General features: G+C 30.4%; 17 protein-coding genes. 2 read left to right on the top strand and 15 right to left on the bottom strand.

Annotated features, from left to right (window positions below):
* Positions 1–24 precede the first annotated feature (24 nt).
* The 10 genes from H0I29_RS15675 to H0I29_RS15720 all read right to left on the bottom strand — a co-directional run bounded on the left by H0I29_RS15675 (position 25) and on the right by H0I29_RS15720 (position 16,714).
* A complete protein-coding gene (locus H0I29_RS15675; protein WP_218753217.1) occupies positions 25–801 on the bottom strand; it encodes a patatin-like phospholipase family protein in 777 nt (258 codons plus the stop codon).
* Positions 802–904: 103 nt separating this feature from the next.
* Positions 905–1,909 (bottom strand): LLM class flavin-dependent oxidoreductase, encoded by a 1,005-nt coding sequence (locus H0I29_RS15680; protein ID WP_218753219.1) that lies wholly within the window; start codon positions 1,907–1,909, stop codon positions 905–907.
* A 163-nt stretch (positions 1,910–2,072) separates the two neighbouring features.
* Complete coding sequence (ggt, locus tag H0I29_RS15685; RefSeq protein WP_218753221.1) at positions 2,073–3,761, bottom strand: gamma-glutamyltransferase; 1,689 nt, start codon at positions 3,759–3,761, stop codon at positions 2,073–2,075.
* 25 nt (positions 3,762–3,786) lie between these two features.
* Entirely contained in the window at positions 3,787–5,109 is a 1,323-nt protein-coding gene (locus tag H0I29_RS15690) for a M14 family metallopeptidase (protein WP_218753223.1), read from the bottom strand.
* An 8-nt stretch (positions 5,110–5,117) separates the two neighbouring features.
* Positions 5,118–6,431: an amidohydrolase family protein gene (locus H0I29_RS15695; protein WP_218753225.1), complete on the bottom strand. Its 1,314-nt coding sequence runs from the start codon at positions 6,429–6,431 to the stop codon at positions 5,118–5,120.
* Positions 6,432–6,448: 17 nt separating this feature from the next.
* On the bottom strand, positions 6,449–9,463 hold the full coding sequence (locus tag H0I29_RS15700; protein ID WP_218753227.1) for an amidohydrolase family protein: 3,015 nt from the start codon (positions 9,461–9,463) through the stop codon (positions 6,449–6,451).
* Between the two features lie 123 nt (positions 9,464–9,586).
* Positions 9,587–10,537 carry a hypothetical protein gene (locus H0I29_RS15705; protein ID WP_218753229.1) on the bottom strand — a complete coding sequence of 317 codons (951 nt, stop codon included), beginning with the start codon at positions 10,535–10,537 and terminating at the stop codon, positions 9,587–9,589.
* A 15-nt stretch (positions 10,538–10,552) separates the two neighbouring features.
* Positions 10,553–11,950: a SusD/RagB family nutrient-binding outer membrane lipoprotein gene (locus H0I29_RS15710; protein ID WP_218753231.1), complete on the bottom strand. Its 1,398-nt coding sequence runs from the start codon at positions 11,948–11,950 to the stop codon at positions 10,553–10,555.
* A 12-nt stretch (positions 11,951–11,962) separates the two neighbouring features.
* Complete coding sequence (locus tag H0I29_RS15715; RefSeq protein ID WP_218753233.1) at positions 11,963–15,412, bottom strand: SusC/RagA family TonB-linked outer membrane protein; 3,450 nt, start codon at positions 15,410–15,412, stop codon at positions 11,963–11,965.
* 150 nt (positions 15,413–15,562) lie between these two features.
* Complete coding sequence (locus H0I29_RS15720; RefSeq protein WP_218753235.1) at positions 15,563–16,714, bottom strand: FecR family protein; 1,152 nt, start codon at positions 16,712–16,714, stop codon at positions 15,563–15,565.
* A 184-nt stretch (positions 16,715–16,898) separates the two neighbouring features.
* Here H0I29_RS15720 and H0I29_RS15725 point away from each other — a divergent pair, with 184 nt between their 5' ends.
* Both H0I29_RS15725 and H0I29_RS15730 read left to right on the top strand, forming a co-directional pair.
* Complete coding sequence (locus H0I29_RS15725; RefSeq protein WP_218753237.1) at positions 16,899–17,423, top strand: RNA polymerase sigma factor; 525 nt, start codon at positions 16,899–16,901, stop codon at positions 17,421–17,423.
* Between the two features lie 250 nt (positions 17,424–17,673).
* Positions 17,674–18,111 carry a redoxin domain-containing protein gene (locus H0I29_RS15730; RefSeq protein ID WP_218753239.1) on the top strand — a complete coding sequence of 146 codons (438 nt, stop codon included), beginning with the start codon at positions 17,674–17,676 and terminating at the stop codon, positions 18,109–18,111.
* 19 nt (positions 18,112–18,130) lie between these two features.
* Here H0I29_RS15730 and H0I29_RS15735 read toward each other — a convergent pair whose 3' ends face one another.
* From H0I29_RS15735 to H0I29_RS15755, 5 genes are all read right to left on the bottom strand, one after another.
* Positions 18,131–19,405, bottom strand: a complete 1,275-nt coding sequence (locus H0I29_RS15735; RefSeq protein WP_218753241.1) for a porin — start codon at positions 19,403–19,405, stop codon at positions 18,131–18,133.
* Between the two features lie 269 nt (positions 19,406–19,674).
* Entirely contained in the window at positions 19,675–20,064 is a 390-nt protein-coding gene (locus H0I29_RS15740) for a group III truncated hemoglobin (RefSeq protein ID WP_218753243.1), read from the bottom strand.
* 66 nt (positions 20,065–20,130) lie between these two features.
* The gene (locus tag H0I29_RS15745) at positions 20,131–22,350 is read right to left on the bottom strand and encodes a nitric-oxide reductase large subunit (RefSeq protein ID WP_218730479.1); all 2,220 of its coding nucleotides are present in this window, start codon (positions 22,348–22,350) and stop codon (positions 20,131–20,133) included.
* A 20-nt stretch (positions 22,351–22,370) separates the two neighbouring features.
* Positions 22,371–22,706, bottom strand: a complete 336-nt coding sequence (locus H0I29_RS15750) for a cupin domain-containing protein (RefSeq protein WP_218730480.1) — start codon at positions 22,704–22,706, stop codon at positions 22,371–22,373.
* A 59-nt stretch (positions 22,707–22,765) separates the two neighbouring features.
* The gene (locus H0I29_RS15755) at positions 22,766–23,197 is read right to left on the bottom strand and encodes an Rrf2 family transcriptional regulator (RefSeq protein WP_218753245.1); all 432 of its coding nucleotides are present in this window, start codon (positions 23,195–23,197) and stop codon (positions 22,766–22,768) included.
* Positions 23,198–23,206 lie beyond the last annotated feature (9 nt).

Below are 23,206 nucleotides of genomic sequence, written 5' to 3' on the forward strand. Positions count from 1 at the left end.
TGTTGCTAAATAAAAGAGAATAAATTAAAGACCATCTAAATACAATTTCCCAATATTATAGATCTTTTCAGAATCTTTATTATCCAATCCAGAATACTCAGACAACGGAAAACTAACAGTCATTTTTGTGAAATCAAACTTAAAATTTTCTGCAGCATGCGATTTTAAATAAGTAGCATGTGTAATTACTTTAAAGGTCGAATTTAATTGTAAAGGTGTTTTTGGGGCAGGTTCTGCTACATAACTTCCTATAATGGGTAATCCTGATTTTAGAAAGGGTTTTATCGGAAAATTATCTAAAATTCCGCCATCGGAATACAAGGTTTTATTGATGATAATAGGTGTAAAAATACCAGGAATCGCACAAGATGCCAATACAGGTTTTAATAATTTACCCTTACTAAAATAACGAGGTTTACCGCTTTGCATATTAGAGGCAGTAATGTAAATTGGAATTTTTAAATCTCTAAATTTATCTTTTATTTTATTTTCTATAATCGATTTGAATAAAAAAGTATCAAAAATCCCTGCTTTTGTCATGCTAAAGAAGGAAAACTTAAAAAGACTCGTTCTTTTAAAGATTTCTAAAATTTCATGCGTAGAAATACCAGAAGCATATAATGAGGCAACTAAAGCTCCACCACTACTTCCAGAAATAGCATTTATTTGTAAGCCTAACTCTTCTATTTTTTCTATCAAAGCTAAATGTGCGGCACATTTAATTCCTCCACCAGATAAAACTAGGTTTATAGGTATATTTACATTTAATTTAGAAAGTTGTTCTGTGTAACTACTATGCACTCAATTATTTTTAACATCTAAAATAGAAGGGATTATATCCTTATAAAATACACGTAAATATACTTTTAAAATACTTTCAAAGCTATTTTTGATTCATTAAATTTTAATTTAACTCATCCATTATTTCTGCAAATAACTCATAAGAACGAATTCTATCTTTAATACTATAAATATTAGTAACAGCTATTAATTCGTCTGCTTCTGTTTTTTCTAAAAAGGCTTTTACTTGCGTTTTTACAGTTGCTTTACTTCCTATAAAAGAATATTTAAGCATTTGATGTACTTGCGGATTTTGTAAAATCTCTTTATAATATTCCGTCATAGCCGTTGGTGGTTGTACAAAACCTCTTTTACCAGTAAACAAACCAACAATCATACTAATTAAAGAAGTAGATAAATTGGCTGCTTCCTCATCCGTTTCTGCAATAATTATATTTACACCAACAATTGTATATGGTTTTTGTAAAAAATCTGAAGGTTGAAATTCTTGTCTATAAATAGCCAGAGCATTCCATAAATGTGTTGTAGCAAAATGACTTGCAAAAGCATACGGCAATCCTTTTTTAGCTGCCAAATGTGCGCTATCAGTGCTAGAACCTAATACATAAAGTGGTACATCTACACCTTCTGCAACGGTTGCTCTTACTTTTGCTTGCTCGTTTTCTTTAGAAAAATATGTCTGAATTTTTTCTATTTCTCTAGGAAAATGTTGTGCTGCTTCCATAAAATCAGATCGAATGGCTTGTGCAGTTTCTCTATCGGTTCCGGGTGCTCTTCCCAAACCTAAATCGATTCTATTCGGATACAAAGAACCTAAAGTTCCAAATTGTTCTGCTACAATTAAAGGTGAATGATTTGGTAACATTATTCCGCCAGAACCAACACGAATTGTCTTCGTTCCTTGCGCAGCATAACCAATTAAAACCGAAGTAGCAATACTACCAATATTAGGAGAATTATGATGTTCTGCTAACCAATAACGTGTGTAACCAAAACTCTCTGCATTTTGTGCCAATTCTAGTACATTGTTAAAGGTTTCTTTTAAGGTATTTCCTTCGGAAACTAATGCAAGATCTAAGATAGAATACGCTGTTTTTATCGTTTTCATTCGTACTTTTAATAAATTATAATAGTTGTTTTTAATAATGCAAAATTACATAACAGGAAATGCATTTTTTATAAAAATATCATAAAATAACTTCTAAAAATTTTATTCAGAATAACAAGATTTTAATAATTAAATTCAACAAAGTTTTATGATCGTTCAACAGTTAAAATCCAAAAGCGCTATCATCACCACGTTTATCAGCTCCTCCTTCTAATTCTCCGTTAGATAATACTCTAATAGCATCTACTTTACCAATAATTGGTGTTCTTTTTTCATTAATTATATAGCCTTTAGATTTAAGATTTTCTATTAAATTAGGAGAAAAACCATAAGGTTCAAATATAACCTGGTCTGGTATCCATTGATGATGAAAACGAGGAGCATTAACAGCATCTTGCATGCTTAAGTTAAATTCATATACGTTTAAAATAGTCTGTGCTACTGCAGTAATAATTGTAGATCCTCCAGGTGTACCAACAACCATATATAACTTACCATTTTTCTCTACAATTGTAGGTGTCATACTGCTTAACATTCTTTTTTCCGGAGCAATACTATTTGCTTTTGCACCAATTAAACCAAACATATTTGGAACTCCTGGTTTTGAGCTAAAATCGTCCATTTCATTATTCATAAAAAAGCCTAATTCTTCAATATAAAGTTTAGAGCCATAACCACCGTTTAATGTTGTTGTTGCAGAAACAGCATTCCCTTCATTATCTACAATAGAATAATGTGTAGTTTCCATACTTTCGTAAATTTCTACATTTCCGTGACTTACTTCGGATGATAAAGTTGCTTTATCAAAAGAAAAACTAGACATTCTTTCTTTAAGGTATTTATCGTTTAATAACATATTGTAAGGAATTTCTACAAAATCAGGGTCTCCTAAGTAATAATTCCTATCAGCATAAGCGCGTCTTGAAGCCTCTGTAAATAACTGAACAGTTTGATTAGAATTATGGCCGAATTTAGCAACATCATAAGGTTCCATCATTTTAAAAATCTGGTTCATAGTTACACCTCCACTACTTGGCGGACTCATTGATATAATTTTAAGTTCCTTATAATCAAACACAATAGGGTCTCTCCATTTAGCTTCATATTTACTCATATCTTCTTCTGTAATTAAACCACCATGTTCTTGAATAAATGTGGCTAATTTCTGAGCAACTTTTCCTTTATAAAAACCATCTTTTCCTTCAGTCATAATAATCTCTAAAGTCTTAGCCAGTTCAGGATACTTTATAGTGTCTCCTTCCTTAAATAATTGTCCGAATTTGGTACTTTCTCCATTTACTTCAATAAATCGATTTCGTGTACCTTTTAATCTTTTTGCTTGTTTTTCGGTAACCACAACACCTTTTTTTGCCAAAGCAATAATCGGTTTCATAATTTCATTTAAGGGAAGTTTCCCAAATTTTTCATGCACAGCCATAACACCAGCAACAGTTCCAGGAACTCCAGATGCTGTTCCTCCAGATGTACTCATTTTAGGAATTACATTTCCTAAAGAGTCTAAATACATGTCTTTATGTGCTGCCAATGGTGCTTTTTCTCTATAATCAAGAGCTCCTATTTCACCATTATTTTTTCTGTACACCATAAAACCTCCTCCGCCAAGGTTTCCTGCAAATGGATAAGCCACTGCCAAAGAAAGTTCTGTTGCTACCATAGCATCAAAAGCATTTCCTCCTTTTTTTATAATCTCGGCGCCAATTTTAGAAGCTTCTTCACGTGCAGAAACAACCATCGCTTTTTCTCTAACCAAACCTGTGGGAGCAATTTCTTGTTCTTGTTTACAATTTGTAAAAATTAGTAAGAATGTAAGTACATAAAGTATTTTTCTCATAAGTAGTTATTTTTAGTTGTAAATGCTATTTGTTTTTAATGTTCTCTAACATTAGTTTCATGAGTTCGTTAGCGCCTATTACAGCTTTTTCTTTTAGAAAGTCACGAGGCGTATTATCTCCAACTTCAAATACTAAAGCTTCTGCACCATGTTCTATAAAAAAATAATTTCGTGAAACCGTGGTTGGAACCAATTTATCATTCGGACTTATATTAGGGTCGTAACCTTCTATATTTTCCTTTACTTTACTCAACCAATTAGGAACTAAGTTTGGCATATTTCCTTTTAATTTAGGATCTACAGTGTAGTAAATGTCATCCCAAGTAGAATGAAAATCAATCCCGAAATAAAACTTCCCTTTATTTTTGGCTACCAAACTTTCCATAAAATCCTTTACTGCTCGGGTTTCTGGCTGATTAAAATTAGCCCAATCTCTGTTTAAATCTATTCCGCCTGCATTATGTCTCCAAAAACCATTATCTACTCCATCAGGATTCATTAGCGGTACTACATAAGTTGCAAATTTCTTTCTAAATTTTTTAGCTAATTTAGAATCTGATGCAATCGTCTCTACAAAAGCTTTCATAGCTAGATACCCTGTAACCTCAGGAGGATGTTGTCTTGAAATAATCATAATCCTATTTTTAGATTCTGTATTACCTAAACTAAGCATATTTAAATCTCGTCCTTCTGTACTTTTTCCAATGGTACTTTTTGTAACGTATTTTTTTTGGGTTAAACTATCTATCCAGCTATTTACTAAAGTTGAATTTTGCAATTCCTGCCCTGCTACCCATAAAGTATCTGGTCCTATATCTAAACGTAATTTAACTTTTAGAGGCAAAGCACTATTACCAAATGTTTTAGTATTACCTGTATTGTATGCTGTATAACGCATAGAATCTAATGCTACCCAACCTATTCCATCTGTACTAAGTTTTGGATAATACCTATGTTTTATCAATTCTTGATACGTTAATATTAGATTTATAGTTTGCTTTTTCTTAGACCAAACCTTAAAAGCATACCAAGGACTAATATTTATTGGTGTATTTTCTGAGGTGATTAAAGCTGTATATGTACTATCGTTATTTTGAGTAATTCCGTTTAATCTTGCTCCTTCAAACTCGTTAGAAAATGTAACATCGTTATCAGAAAATTTAAATTCTCCTTTCCATTGTTTTTGTACGGGTTTAGAATCTGTAGCAACAATATTTATTGGGCCTTGTCCTTTAAATTTTTCTTTCTGAGCGTAACTAACACAGACACTAAATATGAAAAATAACAGTAGTGTTTTCTTCTTCATTAAATTAAAAATAAAGTCGATTTTAATTAGTTTTAAATACATAAAATAAATTATTTTTTTTGATTATATTTTTCTAAATAAACTTTAAAATTCTCTTGATGTGAACCGTCTAAATTCAATTGTTTCCCTCTAATAAATGCTATTGATAAAGAATTAGACTGAATATCAAGTGCATCTCCATTAGAAACAAATAAACTTGCCTCTTTACCAATAGAAATAGTTCCTATTTTATCATCAATACCAAGTATTTTAGCAGGATTTAATGTAATTGTTTTAAGAGCTTCTTCTTTAGTTAATCCAAAAGCAGCAGCTGTTCCTGCATAAAAAGGCAAGTTCATTGCATTTGATAATGAACCTGCATGATTTAATGCAACTACAATACCTTCTTTCATTAATAAACTTGGCAACTTATAATAAGTATCATAATCTAAGTCTGATGATCTTGGTAAATTATAAGTAGGCGGAAGTATTACAGGAATTTCGTTTTTCTTTAAAAATTGCTTAACTTTTAATGTAGCTTCAGAAGCTTCTAAAGCAATATTTTTAACTCCGAATTTTTGAGCAAACATAATTCCTTCAATAATTTCTTTAGGTTCATTGGCATGAATTACTAATGCTTTTTCACCAAGATATAAACCTTCTAAAGCTTCTAATTTTAAATTGACTCTTTTATCTTTTGATGCTAAATAAGTTTTAGATGCACTAAATAAATTTTCTAGTTTTTGTCTCTGTATTTTATAAGCAGAATTTGGTAACATTTGACGTGTATTTGTCTTTTTATCAACTATCGCTTTAAGAGAAGATGGCCAATGAAGATGTACCGCAGCTTCCTTTTTAAATACAGCATCTTGCCAATTCCAACCATCCATTTCCATTACAGAAGAAGTACCAGATATAACACCACTAGATCTTATAGATTCTACATACAAAATACCATTAAAACGTAAAGTTGGTATATACGTAGAACCTGTATCAAAAGCATATACCGTTTTTAAATTAGGATTAAAATCGCCTTCTTCTAAAACATCATTAGAATGCGGAACGGCACTTATTTCTTGAATACCAATTGTAGAATTTAAAAGTATAAAACCAGGATAAACATGCTGCCCAGAGATGTCTATAACGTTATAAGATTCTTTATCTAAATTCTCTTCTTTCCCTATATAAGTAATCTTACCTTGGTTAAAACCAACTGCAGTATTTTCTAGAACAAGACCATCTCCTGTATGTATCGTTCCGCCTGAAAGTAAAATAGCTTCTTTTTGTGGTTTTGAAACATTCGGCATCCATTGTCCTAACAAATTATTAGAAAATGAAAGGGACATAATTGATATTAATATTGTAAAAATTTTATATGTTTTCATCGTTTTTAATATTTAAATTAATTTCCCATTTGAATGTATTCACAATCAAACTCTATTCTTTCTTTCGATATTTTTGTTGGATTTACACCAGTATTTCCTAATCCAGACATTTTACTTAGAATTCTAGCTCTTTCTTCTCGCATAACTTTTCTTAGTTTTTTATCCTTTTCGATATCAAAATAAATAGCGCCTTCAATAATTGTTTTTTCGGCTTTAGAGTAAATAGATAAAGGTGGTCCAGACCATAATACTACATCTGCAGATTTCCCTATTTTTATGCTTCCCATTGTATCATCTAAATGCAATAATTTTGCAGGATTTAATGTTACCATTTTTAAGGCATCTTCTTGAGAAGTCTTACCGTATTTTATGGCTTTAGATGCTTCATGATTTAAATGTCTAATAGTTTCTCCACTATCTGAATTAATAGCTGTAACAACACCAACATTATTCATTATTGTGGCATTATAAGGAATTGCATTTCTTGTTTCCCATTTAAAATTCCATCGATCAGAAAAAGTACTACCACCAACACCATGCTCTTTCATTTTATCTGCAATACGATATCCTTCTAAAGCATGCGTAAATGTGTTAATTCTAAAATCGAATCGTTCTGCAACATCCATCAGCATTAACATTTCTTTTTGTTGATAGGAGTGTGATGAAATAAATCTTTCTTCTTCAATAACCTCTAACATTGCATCGTGTACTAAGTTTTTTCTAGGTTTAATAGTTTTAGCTTTATTATTCTTACTTAAGTTATTATAAGTGTCCCAATTTTGTTTGTAATAAAGAGCTTCTGTAAATGCATCTGTATAAAATTGTTCCATTCCCATTAAACTTCTTGGAAAACGAATAGAAGGTTTACTTTTTGATCTTTTTGGATTTTCTCCTAAAGCAAATTTTATAAATTTATCTGTGTTTTTTATAATTAATCCATCTGGAGATTCTCCCCATTTTAGTTTGATAATAGCAGATTGACCACCAATAGGGTCTGAAGAACCATGCAATAAATGAGCAACTACAACTCCACCAGCTAAAGCTCTATAAATACCAGGATCTTCGGAATCTACAACATCTTCCATACGAACCATACTAGAATTCGGAGCAATTTCATTAACACCTCTTAATGCGATATGAGAATGTTCATCTATAATTCCTGGAGTAAGGTGTTTTCCTTTTCCGTCAATAATAGTAGCATTTTTAGCTACTAAATCTTTTCCTATTTTTGATATTTTACCATCTTCTAATAAAACATCTGTATTTTTTAATATACCAACATCTTCATTAGTCCAAATAGTTACATTGGTAATTAATATTTTTTCTGATGTTGTTTTACTTGTATCTCCAAAGGCTAAAAAAGGATAATACACATCACCTAAGTTTGTATTATTTGTCTGATTAGTTTTTTTATCTGTTATTTTTTCGTCTTTAATTTTTACTGCAGTCCAAGCTATTTCGTCTTTAAAATTTAACAAACCTATACCTTTAAAAACATCAATATCCTTTTCAATTACATTCCAACCTTTTAAATTAAATTGAGATTGATTATCATTAAACTTTAAAACAGAAAGTTCTCCATCCATTTTAAAATCAGCCTTTTTTTCTGATCCATCCGAAGAAATAATTGTTGTCACATATTTCCCTTTATGAACATCAATATTTAACGTTGTACTAAAATCACCAACTTTTAAAGAATACGAACCAGCTATCGTTTTATTAATACTTTCTTGAATAATATAAGGTTTCCCTTTTATCCAATTTTCTAATAACAATGTTCCGTTTTCTAAAATATCTCCATCAGAAATAATAAAATTCGCTAATTTTCCTTTTGATAATGTTCCTACTATTTCTTCTACTTTTAAAAGTTTGGCAGGTGTTGTAGTTAAACTAGAAAGTGCTTTTTCTTTCGTTAAGCCAAAAGAAACTGCTTTTCTTAAGTTTTCTAAAAAATGTAATGGATTTTCTTGAGGATATGTTGTTAAAGCAAACGGAATTCCGTTTTTTTCTAAACTAGCCGGATTAGAAGGTGCAAGCTCCCAATGTTTTAAATCTGCCAATGTTATTTTGTCTGTAATTACAGGATCTGAAACATTATATGATGATGGAAAATTGATAGGAATAACTAAAGGAGAATTTAATTGTTTAATTTCTTCTATACGTTGGTATTCATTACCTCCTCCTTTAATAATAAACTTAATATCAAACTCCACTCCTATTTTATTTACTTGAATATCTGTTAACCAATCTTTGGCTTCAAAAATTTGAGGTAAATTTTTATTGATTTCAATAGCTTCTAAACCAAGGTCAGAAAAAGAACGAGAAGTATTTAATGCATACCATTCCGCATCATAAAAAGTTTGTCTTAATAAAGAAATAGATCCCATTGGAGAAATAGGATAATCTTGTGTAGAACTTCCTTTATCAAAAGAATAATGACTCGCAACTTTACTCTTTAAGGTCATGTTATTATCGTTATCATTACCAAGCGCTACAAATGTTGCTGTACCTCTTGCAATTCCGTCTGGTTTCATGCTTGCCACAGTACCAAAACCTTGTGCTCTTAATTTTACCGCACGTTTTTCATCAACACTAAAATGTTCTGTTCCGTTATAATCAGCTTTAATAGCTTCGTTTGCATTATAAGGTCCTTTAATACTCGATTGTATTTGTTCTCTTTTTATAAATGGATTTACTTTTTTAGGAACAACAACTTCTGGTTGTCCATATGTGCTAAACATATCTATAAATGATGGATAGAGATATTTACCACTAACATCTATTTGCGTATAACCTTCAGGAACATTTCCATCGTTAAGTACAGCTTCTATAATTCCATCTTTAATTAATAAAATTGCATTATTTATTTTAGTTGATGGATCTACTACAATAGTAGCATTTGTAAACGCTACATTTTGTGGTCTGGCATCTGTAACATCATTTTTAGGGAACGTTTCTTGACTATAACCTTGTTTTACACAAAGTAAAATACCCAATAGCATAAGAAACCTATAAACTGTTTTATTGTTCATTTTAAGTGTATTAAGAATTACTATTTATAACTTTATTAAAAACAAAACCCACCTTTTAGATTTAAAATATCGATAAAGGCAGGTTTTATTTAATTTTAAAATTGACAAAGAGTCAATTTTAATTTAATTGATTTGTGTTTCTACAAACTCTAAATAACTTGTTATTGACTTTACAAATCCTTCAGAAAATTTTTCTCTATTTTCTTCAGAAGCACGAACTTTATAATTAGCTTCTATTTGTAATCCAAAGACTTTTGGGTGTTCTTTAGAAGTATACCTTCTTGTATTATAACCTCCTGTAAAGTAAGCTTCATCAGATTTTGGATATGGATCTTGTAAACTAGGCACTGCAGGAAATCCGTTAGATTCGAAATAAGTACCTAAAGCATTTTCTCCTGTCATTAGTTCTTTAAGAGATTTACTGTTACCAGTTAAATTCAATAAATTATTAAGAGATGATTTAGCATTTAATTCTGAACCACTTTCTCCTTTACTATTTTTCTCTAAATCTGATTTACGTAATTGATAACCTAATTCTAATCTTTTTACAGGGTGACTTTGACCATGTAAATCTATATAAAGAGCATAACCATATTTTTCTATCGCTTTATCAAGCGCCTCTTCTATATATTTATGATACTGTTTCCAAGTAGAATACATTAAAGGGTTTTTACAAGTAGCAACTTCCATATCTCTATTCAAGTCAATTTTTGCTCTTGCAATTTGAGAAACAATTAAAAATGGTTTTTTACCTTGTTTTTCAAAAGCTTCACTTATCTGATATGCTAATAAATTAGTATTATCATCTTTTTCTTTTGTACCACATATACGATCCGAGATTTCTTCAGGAGAAATTCGTCCTCCATGAGGAGCACTTATCACTAAAGGAATATTACCTTGGGTGGTTTCTATCCAAGAAGGATCGAAAACATCTTTTACAGCAACAGTTTCTTTATTTTCTGAAACTACTTTTTTACTACTACACTGCATTTGTAAAAATGCAGTGGAAGTAAATAAACATAATGCAATATACTTAGTAAAATATAGTTTCTTAATTTGTTTATTGGTTTTCATATTAGATGTTTAATATTATTGATTTACCTCTGTAGCTTCATATAAACCTGGATCTGACGGAGCCATTGTATTCGATAGGATTTCATCTTCTGGGTACAACATGCGTTCTACATTTTGTGTACTTGTAGCTACATTTAAAGCAAATGGAACATCGATATCAGAATCCGATTTTTGTAATCTTCGTGTATCATCAAAAGCCATAAAAGTTGTAAAACCAGAAACATATCTTTCTTCTATAATTTCTCTTAATAAAGCACTATCTGTATCTATACTATCTAGGTTCTCAATTCCACCTGCATTAAAATCTTCCGTGATATAAACTTCATAAGCATAAGATTCTGAAGAAAAATTATCATTTAAAAAACTACCCGAATTTAAAAAAGTACGTAATTCATTTAAATGCACTAGACCTGTAGAAAAACCATTTGTTCTTAATCCTGATTCAGCTAAAATTAGAAGGTTTTCTCTATAAGTAATCATTGGTTGAGGTTCTAATTCATGAGCTATACCAAGGTTAGCATCTCCACTTGTTTGGTCTATAGTGTAATATTTTAATCTTGCTGTTTCATCTGTTTTAGAATTGTTACGAGAAACACTACTTGTTTCATCTAACAATTGTTCTAAATAACTACCACTTGTACCTGTATATGGACCTGCTTCTAATAAAATATAATATTTATTTTTCGTACTATTTTCTCCTGTAATATCTAGCGGATTAAACATCATATTATTAGCACTAGATGAAATTCCATTTGAAGCAGCATTATAAGCCAAACTATACTCTTTTGTATGTGTATAATAACGTCCTTTAAGGGTCCAGGCAGATTCTAACCATTTTTGACGATCACCATTAAAAATAAAATCCTCTAAAACACCATAACCTTCTGCATTTTCAAGCTCTGTAATTGCATCATCTAAAAGAAGTTGTAATTGTGCAAAAACAACTGTTTGTTTATCAAATATTGGATTTTCAATATCTGTTAAAGCTTCAGAATAAGGAATATCTCCAAATAAAGAAGCATAAGTACCAACTAAATGGGCTTCTATTACTTTAGAAATACCTAATAACAAAGGATTATCTATTGTTCTTTCTTGAATTTCTCTTAAAGGTGTTAATACACTTTGGTAACCATCCCAATCGAATGTACTGCTAGTAACACTGTATTGATAACGTTCAAATTCAGTTTGTTCAAAACCTACTAATTGTCCAGACCAATAACCTGCCATTCTACTGTAAGAACCTAATTGAATACTTATATTAGATAATTCCGCCCCATTTAAGAAAAGACCTGCATCTATATCATCCAATGTTAATTGATTTGGATTTTCATTTAAATCGTCAACTAATTTTTCACACCCCATAAATACAAAGGCTGTAAAAATTAATAGAAATATTGTGTGTGTTGATTTCATAATAATAAGGTTTTAAAAATTAGCTTGAATATTAAATAAAACAGATCTAGTTCCAGGATTATTGAAATAGTTCATTCCAAATGCATTACTAACTCCGTAATTGTTAGTTTCTGGATCTACATCCTGAATACCTGTCCATAAAATCAAATCACGACCTGTAACAGAAAATCTTAAAGATTCAAAAGCCATTTTTTTACTAAGCTTAACATTAGATAAAGTATAACCAAGAGTTACATTACGTAATTTTGTCCAAGTAGCATCTTCTATATAAAGATCATTAGTTTTATTAAAACCTAATCCCCCACCAATTCCTCGATACCAAGATTCATCTAATAATACATCTCCATTTCCAAAGTTTTCTATATTACCTCTTACTGTTGTACCTGCTGTAAAAACTTCTCCATTTACGTTTACAAGGTTTTCTGTTAAAGTAACCTCGTTAGCTACATTTGCATGATTACCAAAACCATAAAGAACAATGTTAGTACGGTTAATATAATCACCTCCTTGAGAATGCTCAAATAAAAGACTAAAATCAAAGTTTTTATATTGTAAATTCAAACCTAGTCCACCACGCCAATCAGCATTTGGGTCACCTAACACTCTACTTTGTGTATCTAATTGCGGAAAACCATTAGCATCTAGGTCTAAACTATTATCATCATTTCTAAGTGTTCCTGGTAAGTAAAAAGAACTCATAGCATATCCTTTTACAGCTTTAGACGTTCCTCCAATATCTACCGTTTCTGCCCCTGCAATATCAACTACAACATTTTTATTGTGGTTATAATTTGTGTTTAATGATAACTTAAAATCATCTGTATTAATTATTTTACCTGTAAGATCTATTTCTAAACCTTTGTTTTCTATAATAGCTGCATTTTTATAATTATAGTTGAAACCAGAACTAGGGTTCGCTTTTACTGCAAATAAAATATCTTTTGTTTCATTGCTATAATAAGTAACGCCTAATGATACTTTGTTTTGAAAAAATCTTAAATCTGCTCCAACTTCCCATTCTGTTTTAATCTCTGGTTTTAAGTCTAAGTTTCCTTTTTCCGAATCTACCATAAAAGCTCCACCAAAAGAAGAAAAACCTGTAGTTGCTAAAGTTTCAAATTTATAAGGTGATGGCTGTATACCTACTTTACCCCATGATGTTCTAAATTTTCCAAAACTAAAAAAATCAGAATCTATTAAATCACTAAATTGCCATGCTATATCAACTGAAGGATAAAAAAAGCTCCCCTTAATTGTAGAAGATGCTTCTAAAGCTCCAGAAAAATTGATAAACAATTGTTTATATAAACTTAACCCTACAATTCCGTAACCACGATTAGAACTAATTTCAGTTAAAGTTCTGTCCCAATATGATGCTGATTGATCTGGATTTAAATCTGTCGTTGTTAAATCTGAATCCACTGCAAAAGGACTTAAATTATTGTAATTAACAATTCTATCTCTGTTATTGTAGTTAAAACCGAAAGTGCCAGACACCCCTAAATCTTCACTAAAATCATAAGTTGCTATCGCAATTCCATCAAAATTAATTTCTTTATTAGTAATATCTGTTTGAGCCCAATAACCACCACTTCTTGTACCACTTGCAGATCCTATGGGGTAAAACTCACTTCTTGTATCATTATAATAATCCATACCACCTCTTAAAATAACTTTTAACCAATCTACAGGATCAATCGTTAACTCTGGATTTACTATAAAACGATTTACATCACTTGGCGCTTTTTGCTCGTTAAGTGTCCATAATGGATTGTTATAAATTGGATTTTCTGATTGCCCTAAATGTCTTCTATAAGAACGTTGTCTATTTGTATAGATATCTCCGCTAGTATCAGTGTAAGTTCCTTTATAATCAGAAATATCAAAATCTGGAGAAGCTCTTAGAAGCCCTAATAAAACTCCATTTGTATTTTCTCCTGCTTGCACAATTCTGTTAGAAGTAGTATTTGTATAAGAAACTCTATTATTCCAAGCTAGCCAATCTGTAATTTTAAACTTAGTGTTTAATCTAATATTTTGTCTTTTATAATCGTAATTTTTAATAATTCCTTCTTGATCTAAATTTTCGTAACTAAAAAAGTAAGAACCAGCTTGCCCACCACCATTTACAGAAATATTATGTTGAGAATAAGCTCCTGTTTGAAAAACTTGATCATAATTACTGTCTTTAAAAGTTTCTTTAGAATTTTTAGAAATTACAGAATAATATTGTTGGCCAGAAGTATTTGATGTAAAAGAGGCCCCTGAGGTATCAACAACGTCTGCTTCACCAGAACGATCTGCTATTTTATCTCCCCATGATTCTCCATAAGAAGTACTATAGACTCCATTTCTACCTTGCCCGTATTTATCTTGAAGTTGAGTACGTACACTAATATCATCATAAGATTGAGAAAAAGAATATTGTACCGAAGGTTTCTTATTTAATTTACCATTTTTTGTAGTTATCATTATAACTCCATTTGCAGCTCTAGAGCCCCAAAGTGCTGCTGCAGACGCACCTTTTAAAATTTGAACAGACTCGATATCTTTAGGATTAATATCGTCTAAACGAGATTGCTGACTTACACTAACGCTACCAATATTATCATTACTAACAGGAATTCCATCTAAAATAATTAAAGGTTGACTTGCTCCTTGAATGGTATTAGCTCCACGAATTTGAATTGATGATCCTGCACCTGGATCTCCGTTTGATTTACCAATACGAACACCAGAAGCTTTACCTGCTAATGAATTAATTAAGCCAGTTTCACCAGATTTTTCAATATTTGCAGATTGAATAGAAGAACTTGTTGCACCCGATCTATCTTTTAATTGTTTTGTACCAATTGCTGTAATTATAACTTCATCTAAGCTATTAACCCCTGGTTTTATAGAAACATTAATTGTTGTTTCTTCTCCTACTATTACTTCTTTACTTTCATAACCTACATAAGAAAATATTAATGTTTTTCCCTTATCAACTTCTATTGTATAATTTCCGTCAAAATCTGTAACGACACCTTTATTAGAGCCTTTAATAACAACACTAACACCGGGTAAGGTTATATTACTTTCATCTGTAACATTACCTGTAACTTTAATAACATCTGCTTTAATTTCTTTTATAGATTGCTCATTATTAGTATCTGAAATTTGTTCTTTCTCTATAAGCACAATTAATTTTCTTCTTACCTCAAACGAAACATTACTCTCTTTTAAAATAATATCCATTAAAGTTCCTATTTCAACCTCTACCACGTTAACGGTCATCTTTTTGTTCAAATCAAGAGAAGAGTCTTTATAAAGGATGTTATAATCAGTACTTTTTTCTATCTCATTGAAAATATTTACTATAGATGCATTTTCCATTTTCATAGAAATCGATTGTAAAGTATTGCTTGTTTCTGCGTTAACTTTAAATAAGCTAGCAAATAAAAATAAGATGGTTATTTTCATTTTCAGATCTATTTTACTTTTAAAAAAGTTTCTGCATAGTGAGTTTTTCATATTTTAAGTTTGTTTTAATAATTGATTTTTTCGTTATTAAAGAGTTTTATAGTTATATTTATAACTCTTTTAGGTTGTTACTAAATGTTATTTCATGTATTATTTGCTTTTTTGAGTTAATATTATTTTTTTGTCTTTTAAAGTGTATTCAAATTTTTTGATTCTTTGAAAACCTTCTAACACTTCTTCAATACTTTCCGTTTTAAAACGACCTGTAAATTTTTCTGTTTTTAATGAATCCTCTTTAATTTCTATTTTTACAGAATAATGTCTTTCTAATTTCTTAGTGATATGAAAAAAGTCTTCATTTTTAAAAAATAAAACCCCTTCTTTCCATGAAATATATTTATTAACATCAACATTTTCTATAATTAAATCTTTCTTAGAATTGCTGTAAGATGCCTTTTGATTTGGTTCTAAAAACACAAACGAAGATATCGGATCTCCTACTTTTTTTACAGCGATACGCCCTTCTACTAAAACAACGTGTGCAATTTCATCGTCTGGATAACTAGAAAAATTAAACTGAGTTCCCAAAACCTTTGTCTTTAACATTTTTGACTTTACCATAAACGGTCTTAAAGAATCTGATTTTACGGAGAAATAAGCTTCTCCAATTAATTCTACCTTTCTTTCTCCTGTACTATAAAATGCGGTTGGATACGTAAAAGTTGATCCTGAGTTAAGAAACACTTCTGTACCATCAGATAAAACAACTTGAAACTTTTTACCATAAGGCACATTTACCGTATTGTAAACTAAAGGTTCTGCACTATCGTTTTTATCAATATCTTGTTTATTATATGTAATTTTTGTCCCTTCTTGTTTTGCTATATATTTATCAGAATTAGAAATAACACTAGAATTTTTTTCATTTAAAATCTCTTTTACTCCGTTATTAAAAGTAATTGTAACATCATTATTTACACTTTTATCTATATCTGATGTTTGTAAAAACAAATAGGTAGCACATGTTAAAACACCTACAAAAATTGCAGCATATTTAAACCAAGTAATTTTATGTTTCTTTTTTGGTTTTGTATGGTTCTCTAATTTAGAAAGCAATTCTTTCTTAAACGTTTCAGTCTTACCATTATCCATATCTCTTGTAAGCAAATAATGTACTTCTACATAATCTTTATAAGAAGTAGGATTTCTCTTAGCCCATTTGGTCAGTTTTTTAATATCTTCGGCTGTTGCCCTATTTTCTAAAAAACTAGCAATGATTTTTGAAATATTTTTATTTTTCATAATTATTAATTACGGAATCCCGAATACTTATTAGTGAAACGATTAGTTTTTATCAAACCCTTGGTTTTTTTTGAAATTTATTAGTAATATTGAATCTTTTATGAAAGAATACAATAAAAATACAAGCAAAAAAAGCAATAACATTGAATTAATCGCAATTCGAAATGGCAATAAAAAAATGTTTATGAAAGTAATAGACTTGTACTATAATGAAATATACATATACGCTAAAAGCCTTTGTCGTGATGAGTTTTTAGCAAAAGACTTAATACAAGATGTATGCTTTAAATTATGGGAGAAAAGAGAGAGCCTAAGCACAAATACGGTATTAAAAGGTTGGCTTTATAAATCTATTAAGTACAAATATTTAGACCACATAAAAAAGTATAAAAAAGAAACTTTTGCTATTGAGAAGACTTTTTCTGATACATTAACAAATGTTATACAGCAAGAATACGATGAAAACCTAAACAGAAAACTAGAATTACTTGAAAAAGAAATAGAAGTACTTCCTAAAAAGTGTAAGCAGGTTTTAGTTATGAGTAAAAAAGAAGGTTTAAGTAATATAGAGATTGCAAATTATCTAGGTATTTCAATAAAAACCGTAGAAGGACATCTCACACAAGGTTTTAAGATTCTTAAGAATAATTTAAATAAAAAATATCAATTACTATTTACATTTCTTTCTTTATCTAAAACGAAGCTGTAACCCACTACTTTCAGGTTAACTATGATCACTTATACATATTACCCTCCCCTCCTACTATCAAAAAAATTATAATGAAGTTGCGGTGTTTTGAGTTTTCATAAGTATTTAAAATCAATAATTATATCTAAAATATAAAGTCGTTTTGAGGGGTACAAAATTACAGAAAGCAGTACGTTTTTAAGGGAATATTTTGTTAATATACATAATGAAACCTTAAATTTGTATATCACTCTTAAAGCCAAAAATATAGATGCATAGTTTTATAAAATCAATCCCTGTTTTAGATTTAGAAGGTAATGCTGTAGATTTAATAACTGCTTATCAAAATAAAGTTTTACTATTGATAATTTATAACAACGATTGTTTAGGCTGCACGGGGCGTGCCATTCCGTTGGCGTATGAATTTCAGCAAAAATATCCAACCATTCAAGTTGCTGGCATTCATGCCGATTTTCCAAATAGAGAAGGAACAAAAGCCAATATTAAAAGTATTTTTACAAGTGGTGAGAATCCATTTCCTATTTATATTGATAAAAACCACAAAGTTTATGATCAATTTAAAGCAGAAGGAACGCCACAATGGTTGTTAATTACAGAAAAAGGAGAATTGTATCGTTCTATTTTCGGGTCGCAAGAAAATGCAGCAAATCGTTTGTTTTATGCTTTAGAAAGTTTAGTTGAAAAGTAATTTACTGAACAATGATTTTTTAATTTACTATTATTTGGTACTGTAATACCAACATACCTTTACGTTCATCTACTTTTATTTGATTGTTTATATTTTGATAAACAGGTCTATTTTGATATCCTAAACTTAATTTATTACTGTGCCCTTTAAAGAAACAGTTTACTCCTAAATCATACACCACCATGGTATCATCTAAGGCATCAAAATCTGAATATTGTATAGCAATATTAGGTTGTAATTGATAACTTTTTTTACCCTTTGCTAATAAATATCCTAATTGAAAAAAGGTAGTATTTCCGGTTCCCATCATCGGAAAATCATTACCACTTCCATTAAAAGAGGTCCCTCCTGAAGTAATATCATTGGCACCAACGTTTCTAACATAATTAGGGCCAAAATCATTATGATTGTATCCTAAATAAGTAGTAATAGCAGTTCCTTTTTCTTTATTTAAAGGAGCATCATAAAACACATCTACTGCCCAATTTTTAAAATCGTAATATTTTTCGATACCATTTACCAATTGCGAAGTCATTTTAGGTTGATTCATAAAACCAGCACCTAGATTTAAAATATTTTTTGTTCCTAAATAAGTTCCTGCCCCTCCGCTGTAGGCAGATTTGTTACTTTCATTATCTAAAAACTCATATTTGACATAACCAGAAATTTTTTTTCTTGGTTTATTAATTGCATAGTCTACTTTACCTTCCGTTGCTGCTATTCCATATTGAACAGGGTCTTTTAAAGATAGAATATAATCAAACTTATGTATTTGTCCTTTAGCCCAAATACCTAATCCACGAGCAATATCATCATTTTTATTTACTGTTAATAGAGAAAACAAAGGAGCATCAATAGCCATTAAATTAGCACTACTTCTTACATTCCAACGGTTTAAACCATCCCAACCAGATTCTCCAAAACCTAAAGCAAATTCCTTTGCAAACTCATATTCGGCATACAAATCTAAAACACCAAACTTAAAATCTTTTTCAGATTTGCTATTCATATTATTACCACCAAACAAAGAGTATACATATAATTTAGGTGTTAATTGTGCAGAAACTCCCATTCTTAATCTTCTTATAGAGACATCAAACACATTGTTAGCAGTTTCATTATTTATAATTGTACCCGGGTTAGTATCCATATACCTAGCCCATAAATTCATTCTAAGCGAGGCTTTTATATAGGTTTCCCCTGTTTCATCGAGATTTAATTTTAGTTTATTGCTTTGTCCGTAGCTAAAATTGGATAATAATGTTAAAATAAAAAGAAGTCTTATTACTTTCATAATTGGTTTAATAATTGTTTGATGCAATTAATGTTCAAACACTTTACAAGCAGCAAAACTATATAAATTCTAAAATAGACTTACTGACATTTGTCACTTAATTACTTTTTTGAAATATGTCTCGATTTTTTAGATTTTAAAGGCTATCATGATTAAATATTATCAAAGATAAAAATAACCACAAATTTCAGTTTTTGAACCTTAGATCATAATTATATCAATAAAAAACAGAAGTATTAGTGTTTAAGCACTTCTAACTGCACAAGAGATTACACTCCTCTACTTTTCCAAACATTTAAATACTGGCCTGTTTCCATTCTTCTAGACGCATCTTTGGCTCTTTGTGCTACATCTCCAACATATAAAGAATCAATTGTTTGAAACCAAATCTGTAACCATTGTCCAAAATGTTCCTGACTCATGGTATGCTTTAAATGTTTATCGACTTTTAAATGTGCTTTTGTAGGGTTGCCTTTAAAGCAAACATCACCCAATAATGCCGTCACCCAAAAATCGGTTAATTTTTCTAAATGTGGAGGCCATTGTTCTGCTTTTAAATGATGATTAAATATAGGACCTAATAACGCATCTTTTCTAACTTCATTATAAAAAGTAGTGACCAATATATTTATATCTGCTCTGTTTTCTATTTCTTTCATTTTATAAAAAATTAAATCAGCACAAACCTATGAAAGGCCTATGCTGATTCTATATTAATTTAAAAATTAATTTTTCTTTTTGATACAATAAATGGTTTCTTGTATGGTAAACCAACAAAAGTAAAAGATACCTACAGAAAAAATAACGTCACCAATCATACGCATCCATTTTAAGGTTTGTACTGTTGGAGAATACAATAATTCTGCATCTCTTGCAAAAGAATATCCTTTTGTAATTGATGTGTATGCCTGTATAATTCCTATAGGTAACATGCTTAAAAAGACCATAGCTATTAAACCAATATTTAAAAACCAAAAAGCTCTTTTTAATTTTACAGAACTCCATACTCTGTCAGAATAAAAACGCAAACAGATAATAATGAATCCCATACCTAACAATCCATAAACACCAAATAAAGAAGTATGTGCATGTACGGCTGTGGTATTTAATCCCTGAATATAATACAATGCAATTGGTGGGTTAATTAAGAAACCAAATACACCTGCTCCTACCATGTTCCAAAATGCTACTGCAATAAAGAAAAATATAGGCCATTTGTATTTCTGAATCCATTCGTTAGATTTTAAAAGATTCCAATTTTCACGAATTTCAAATCCCATTAAAGTTAACGGCACTACTTCTAAAGCACTAAAGGTTGCGCCTAAAGCAATGGCTTGCACGGGTGTTCCAGAATAGTATAAATGGTGTAAAGTTCCAATAATTCCACCTGCTAAAAATATGGTAGCAGAAGCAATAGAAGCTTTTCCTGCTGTTTTTGCTGATAAAATTTTCATTCTTAAGAAAATAAAAGCAATAACTACAGTTGCAAAAACCTCAAAGAAACCTTCTACCCAAAGGTGTACAAGCCACCATCTCCAATAGTTAATTACTGGTAAACTACTGTTTTCTCCATACATTAATCCGGAGAAGAAAAACATACCAATGGCAATAACAGATATTAAAAGAATAATTAATAAATGTTTAGAATCATCATTTTTCTTGATAGCAAACACTACGTGTCTACCTACCATAAGTACCCATAAAACCAAACCGACACCTAAGAATATTTGCCAAAACCTACCTAAATCCATGTACTCATATCCTTGATGACCAAAGAAGAAATTGGTTGTTAAATCTAAAAATTGATGCACACCTAACCACTCACCCATCATAGAACCCAATACAATAAGTAATAACGCTATGAATAGAAAATTGATTCCGAATACTTGATACTTCATATCTTTACCACTAATCATTGGTGCTAAAAATAATCCTGTTGCTAACCACGTTGCAGCAATCCAAAAGACAGCCAATTGTGTATGCCAAGTTCTGGTAATAGAATATGGAAGAAAACTAGATAAATCAAAACCAAAAAACGCTTGACCTTCTACGGTATAATGCACTGTTAAAGCCCCTAAAACAACTTGTAAGGCAATTAATAATGAAATTACAATAAAGTATTTTAATACTGCTTTTTGAGATCTAGAAAGCACTAAAGTATCTAAAGGATCTTTGTCTGGGTGTTTTACAGCTTCTCCTTTTTCATGATTACGAATGTAGTAATACGTTAATCCTCCGATAAATAAAAGTAAAAGAACAATAGAAAACCCAGACCATATTTGAGAGTCTGGCGTAATTGTATTGTCAATTAAAGGTTCGTGAGGCCAATTAGATGTATACGTATAATCTTTCTCTGGTCTGTTGGTACTTGCTGCCCAAGAAGTCCAGAATAAAAAAGCATTTAATTGTGCTAATTTTGTAGTGTCTACTAAAGCCCCTTTAGGAATTGCATATTTTTCATATCCATTAGAAAAAATGTCTGTATAATGTTTGTAATTTTCTAATATAGCCGCATAACGATCTTTAGAAATGGTAATGCTACCTGTTTTAGCATTATAGGTATTTGTTTTAATATGCTGAATTAATCGTGCTTTTAAAGCAGCCTTATTTTCTACACCTAAGTTTTCGTAAGTTGAATTAAAATCTTTTTCTGCCCAAGCATTCAACATAAATACGGCTTCTTTATGTATCCAATCTGCAGACCAATCGGGTGCTACATAACTACCATGGCCCCAAATAGAACCTACTTCCATTCCTCCAATAGATTCCCAAACATTCTGACCAATTTGTATATCTGCTTTGGTTAAAAATGTTTCTCCGGTTTCTTTTATAATAACGGTTTCTGGGATGGGTGGTTGTGTTTGATATACCTCTGTTCCTACCCAAATAAGTACTATAAAGGAAAGGGTTACTACGCTAGTAAATGCGATCCAAACTTTTTTCATTTCTCTTTTCTTTTAATAAATTATACTACGTCTTTTACTCTTTGTACACTGTCTGCAACTGAAACTGTAAGTCTAATTATGCAATCTTCTTTACAATATAAATCGTGAGGTACATTTGCGTCTAACGCAATTAAGTCTCCTCTTTTTAATAGTTGTTTTTCTCCTTCTACTCCAAAATCTATCGCTCCTTCAAATATTTCTATCACAATAGGAAACGGTGCTTTGTGCTCTTTCATTTGTTGCCCTTTTTTCATAAGGATTCTTATCTCTTTTGTAGTTGCTGTTTTAATTAATACGGTTATTGCAGGTTTGTCTTCTCCGTAGATTAAATTTTCTGTTATTGATGTTGCTTTCATAATGTTTAAGTTTAATTAAAGTATTAAAAGATTTTTATATCTTTTATTTGATTAAATTTTTATCGTTTTAAGATGAAACCTTCTAAATTCATATCATTTAAAAGTGATGTAATAGAAGTGTTTTCTAACATTTTTTTTAGGTTTTCACGGATATTAACAAATTTATAATGTAACGGACAAGGTGAATTTGCATCACATTGTTTTAAACCTAAACCGCAACCTTTGTAAATGGTATCTCCATCTAAAACACTTACAATTTCACTTAGTTTGGTTTCCATTTTGTCTTCTGTAATAGTAAAACCGCCATACGGACCTTTTACAGAGGTTACAATATTATTTCTTTTTAATTGCTGTAAAATTTTAGCTGTAAAAGCTTGTGGTGAGTTTATTTCTTCAGAAACTTTACTCATACTGACTTTATGACCATGAGCAGTTTCTTGCGCTATAAATAGTACTGCTCTTAAGCCGTATTCACAAGTTTTTGAAAACATATTATCTTA

It is taken from the genome of Polaribacter sp. R2A056_3_33 (genome assembly GCF_019278485.1).
Taxonomy (GTDB): domain Bacteria; phylum Bacteroidota; class Bacteroidia; order Flavobacteriales; family Flavobacteriaceae; genus Polaribacter.

Coding starts and splice junctions, on each gene's coding strand:
- H0I29_RS15750 (WP_218730480.1), bottom strand. CDS start 22,706: ATGAAAGCAACATCAATAACAGAAAATTTAATCTACGGAGAAGACAAA.
- H0I29_RS15715 (WP_218753233.1), bottom strand. CDS start 15,412: ATGAAAATAACCATCTTATTTTTATTTGCTAGCTTATTTAAAGTTAAC.
- H0I29_RS15695 (WP_218753225.1), bottom strand. CDS start 6,431: ATGAAAACATATAAAATTTTTACAATATTAATATCAATTATGTCCCTT.
- H0I29_RS15705 (WP_218753229.1), bottom strand. CDS start 10,537: ATGAAAACCAATAAACAAATTAAGAAACTATATTTTACTAAGTATATT.
- H0I29_RS15720 (WP_218753235.1), bottom strand. CDS start 16,714: ATGAAAAATAAAAATATTTCAAAAATCATTGCTAGTTTTTTAGAAAAT.
- H0I29_RS15710 (WP_218753231.1), bottom strand. CDS start 11,950: ATGAAATCAACACACACAATATTTCTATTAATTTTTACAGCCTTTGTA.
- H0I29_RS15690 (WP_218753223.1), bottom strand. CDS start 5,109: ATGTATTTAAAACTAATTAAAATCGACTTTATTTTTAATTTAATGAAG.
- ggt (WP_218753221.1), bottom strand. CDS start 3,761: ATGAGAAAAATACTTTATGTACTTACATTCTTACTAATTTTTACAAAT.
- H0I29_RS15745 (WP_218730479.1), bottom strand. CDS start 22,350: ATGAAAAAAGTTTGGATCGCATTTACTAGCGTAGTAACCCTTTCCTTT.
- H0I29_RS15740 (WP_218753243.1), bottom strand. CDS start 20,064: ATGAAAGAAATAGAAAACAGAGCAGATATAAATATATTGGTCACTACT.
- H0I29_RS15680 (WP_218753219.1), bottom strand. CDS start 1,909: ATGAAAACGATAAAAACAGCGTATTCTATCTTAGATCTTGCATTAGTT.
- H0I29_RS15700 (WP_218753227.1), bottom strand. CDS start 9,463: ATGAACAATAAAACAGTTTATAGGTTTCTTATGCTATTGGGTATTTTA.
- H0I29_RS15730 (WP_218753239.1), top strand. CDS start 17,674: ATGCATAGTTTTATAAAATCAATCCCTGTTTTAGATTTAGAAGGTAAT.
- H0I29_RS15725 (WP_218753237.1), top strand. CDS start 16,899: ATGAAAGTAATAGACTTGTACTATAATGAAATATACATATACGCTAAA.
- H0I29_RS15735 (WP_218753241.1), bottom strand. CDS start 19,405: ATGAAAGTAATAAGACTTCTTTTTATTTTAACATTATTATCCAATTTT.
- H0I29_RS15755 (WP_218753245.1), bottom strand. CDS start 23,197: ATGTTTTCAAAAACTTGTGAATACGGCTTAAGAGCAGTACTATTTATA.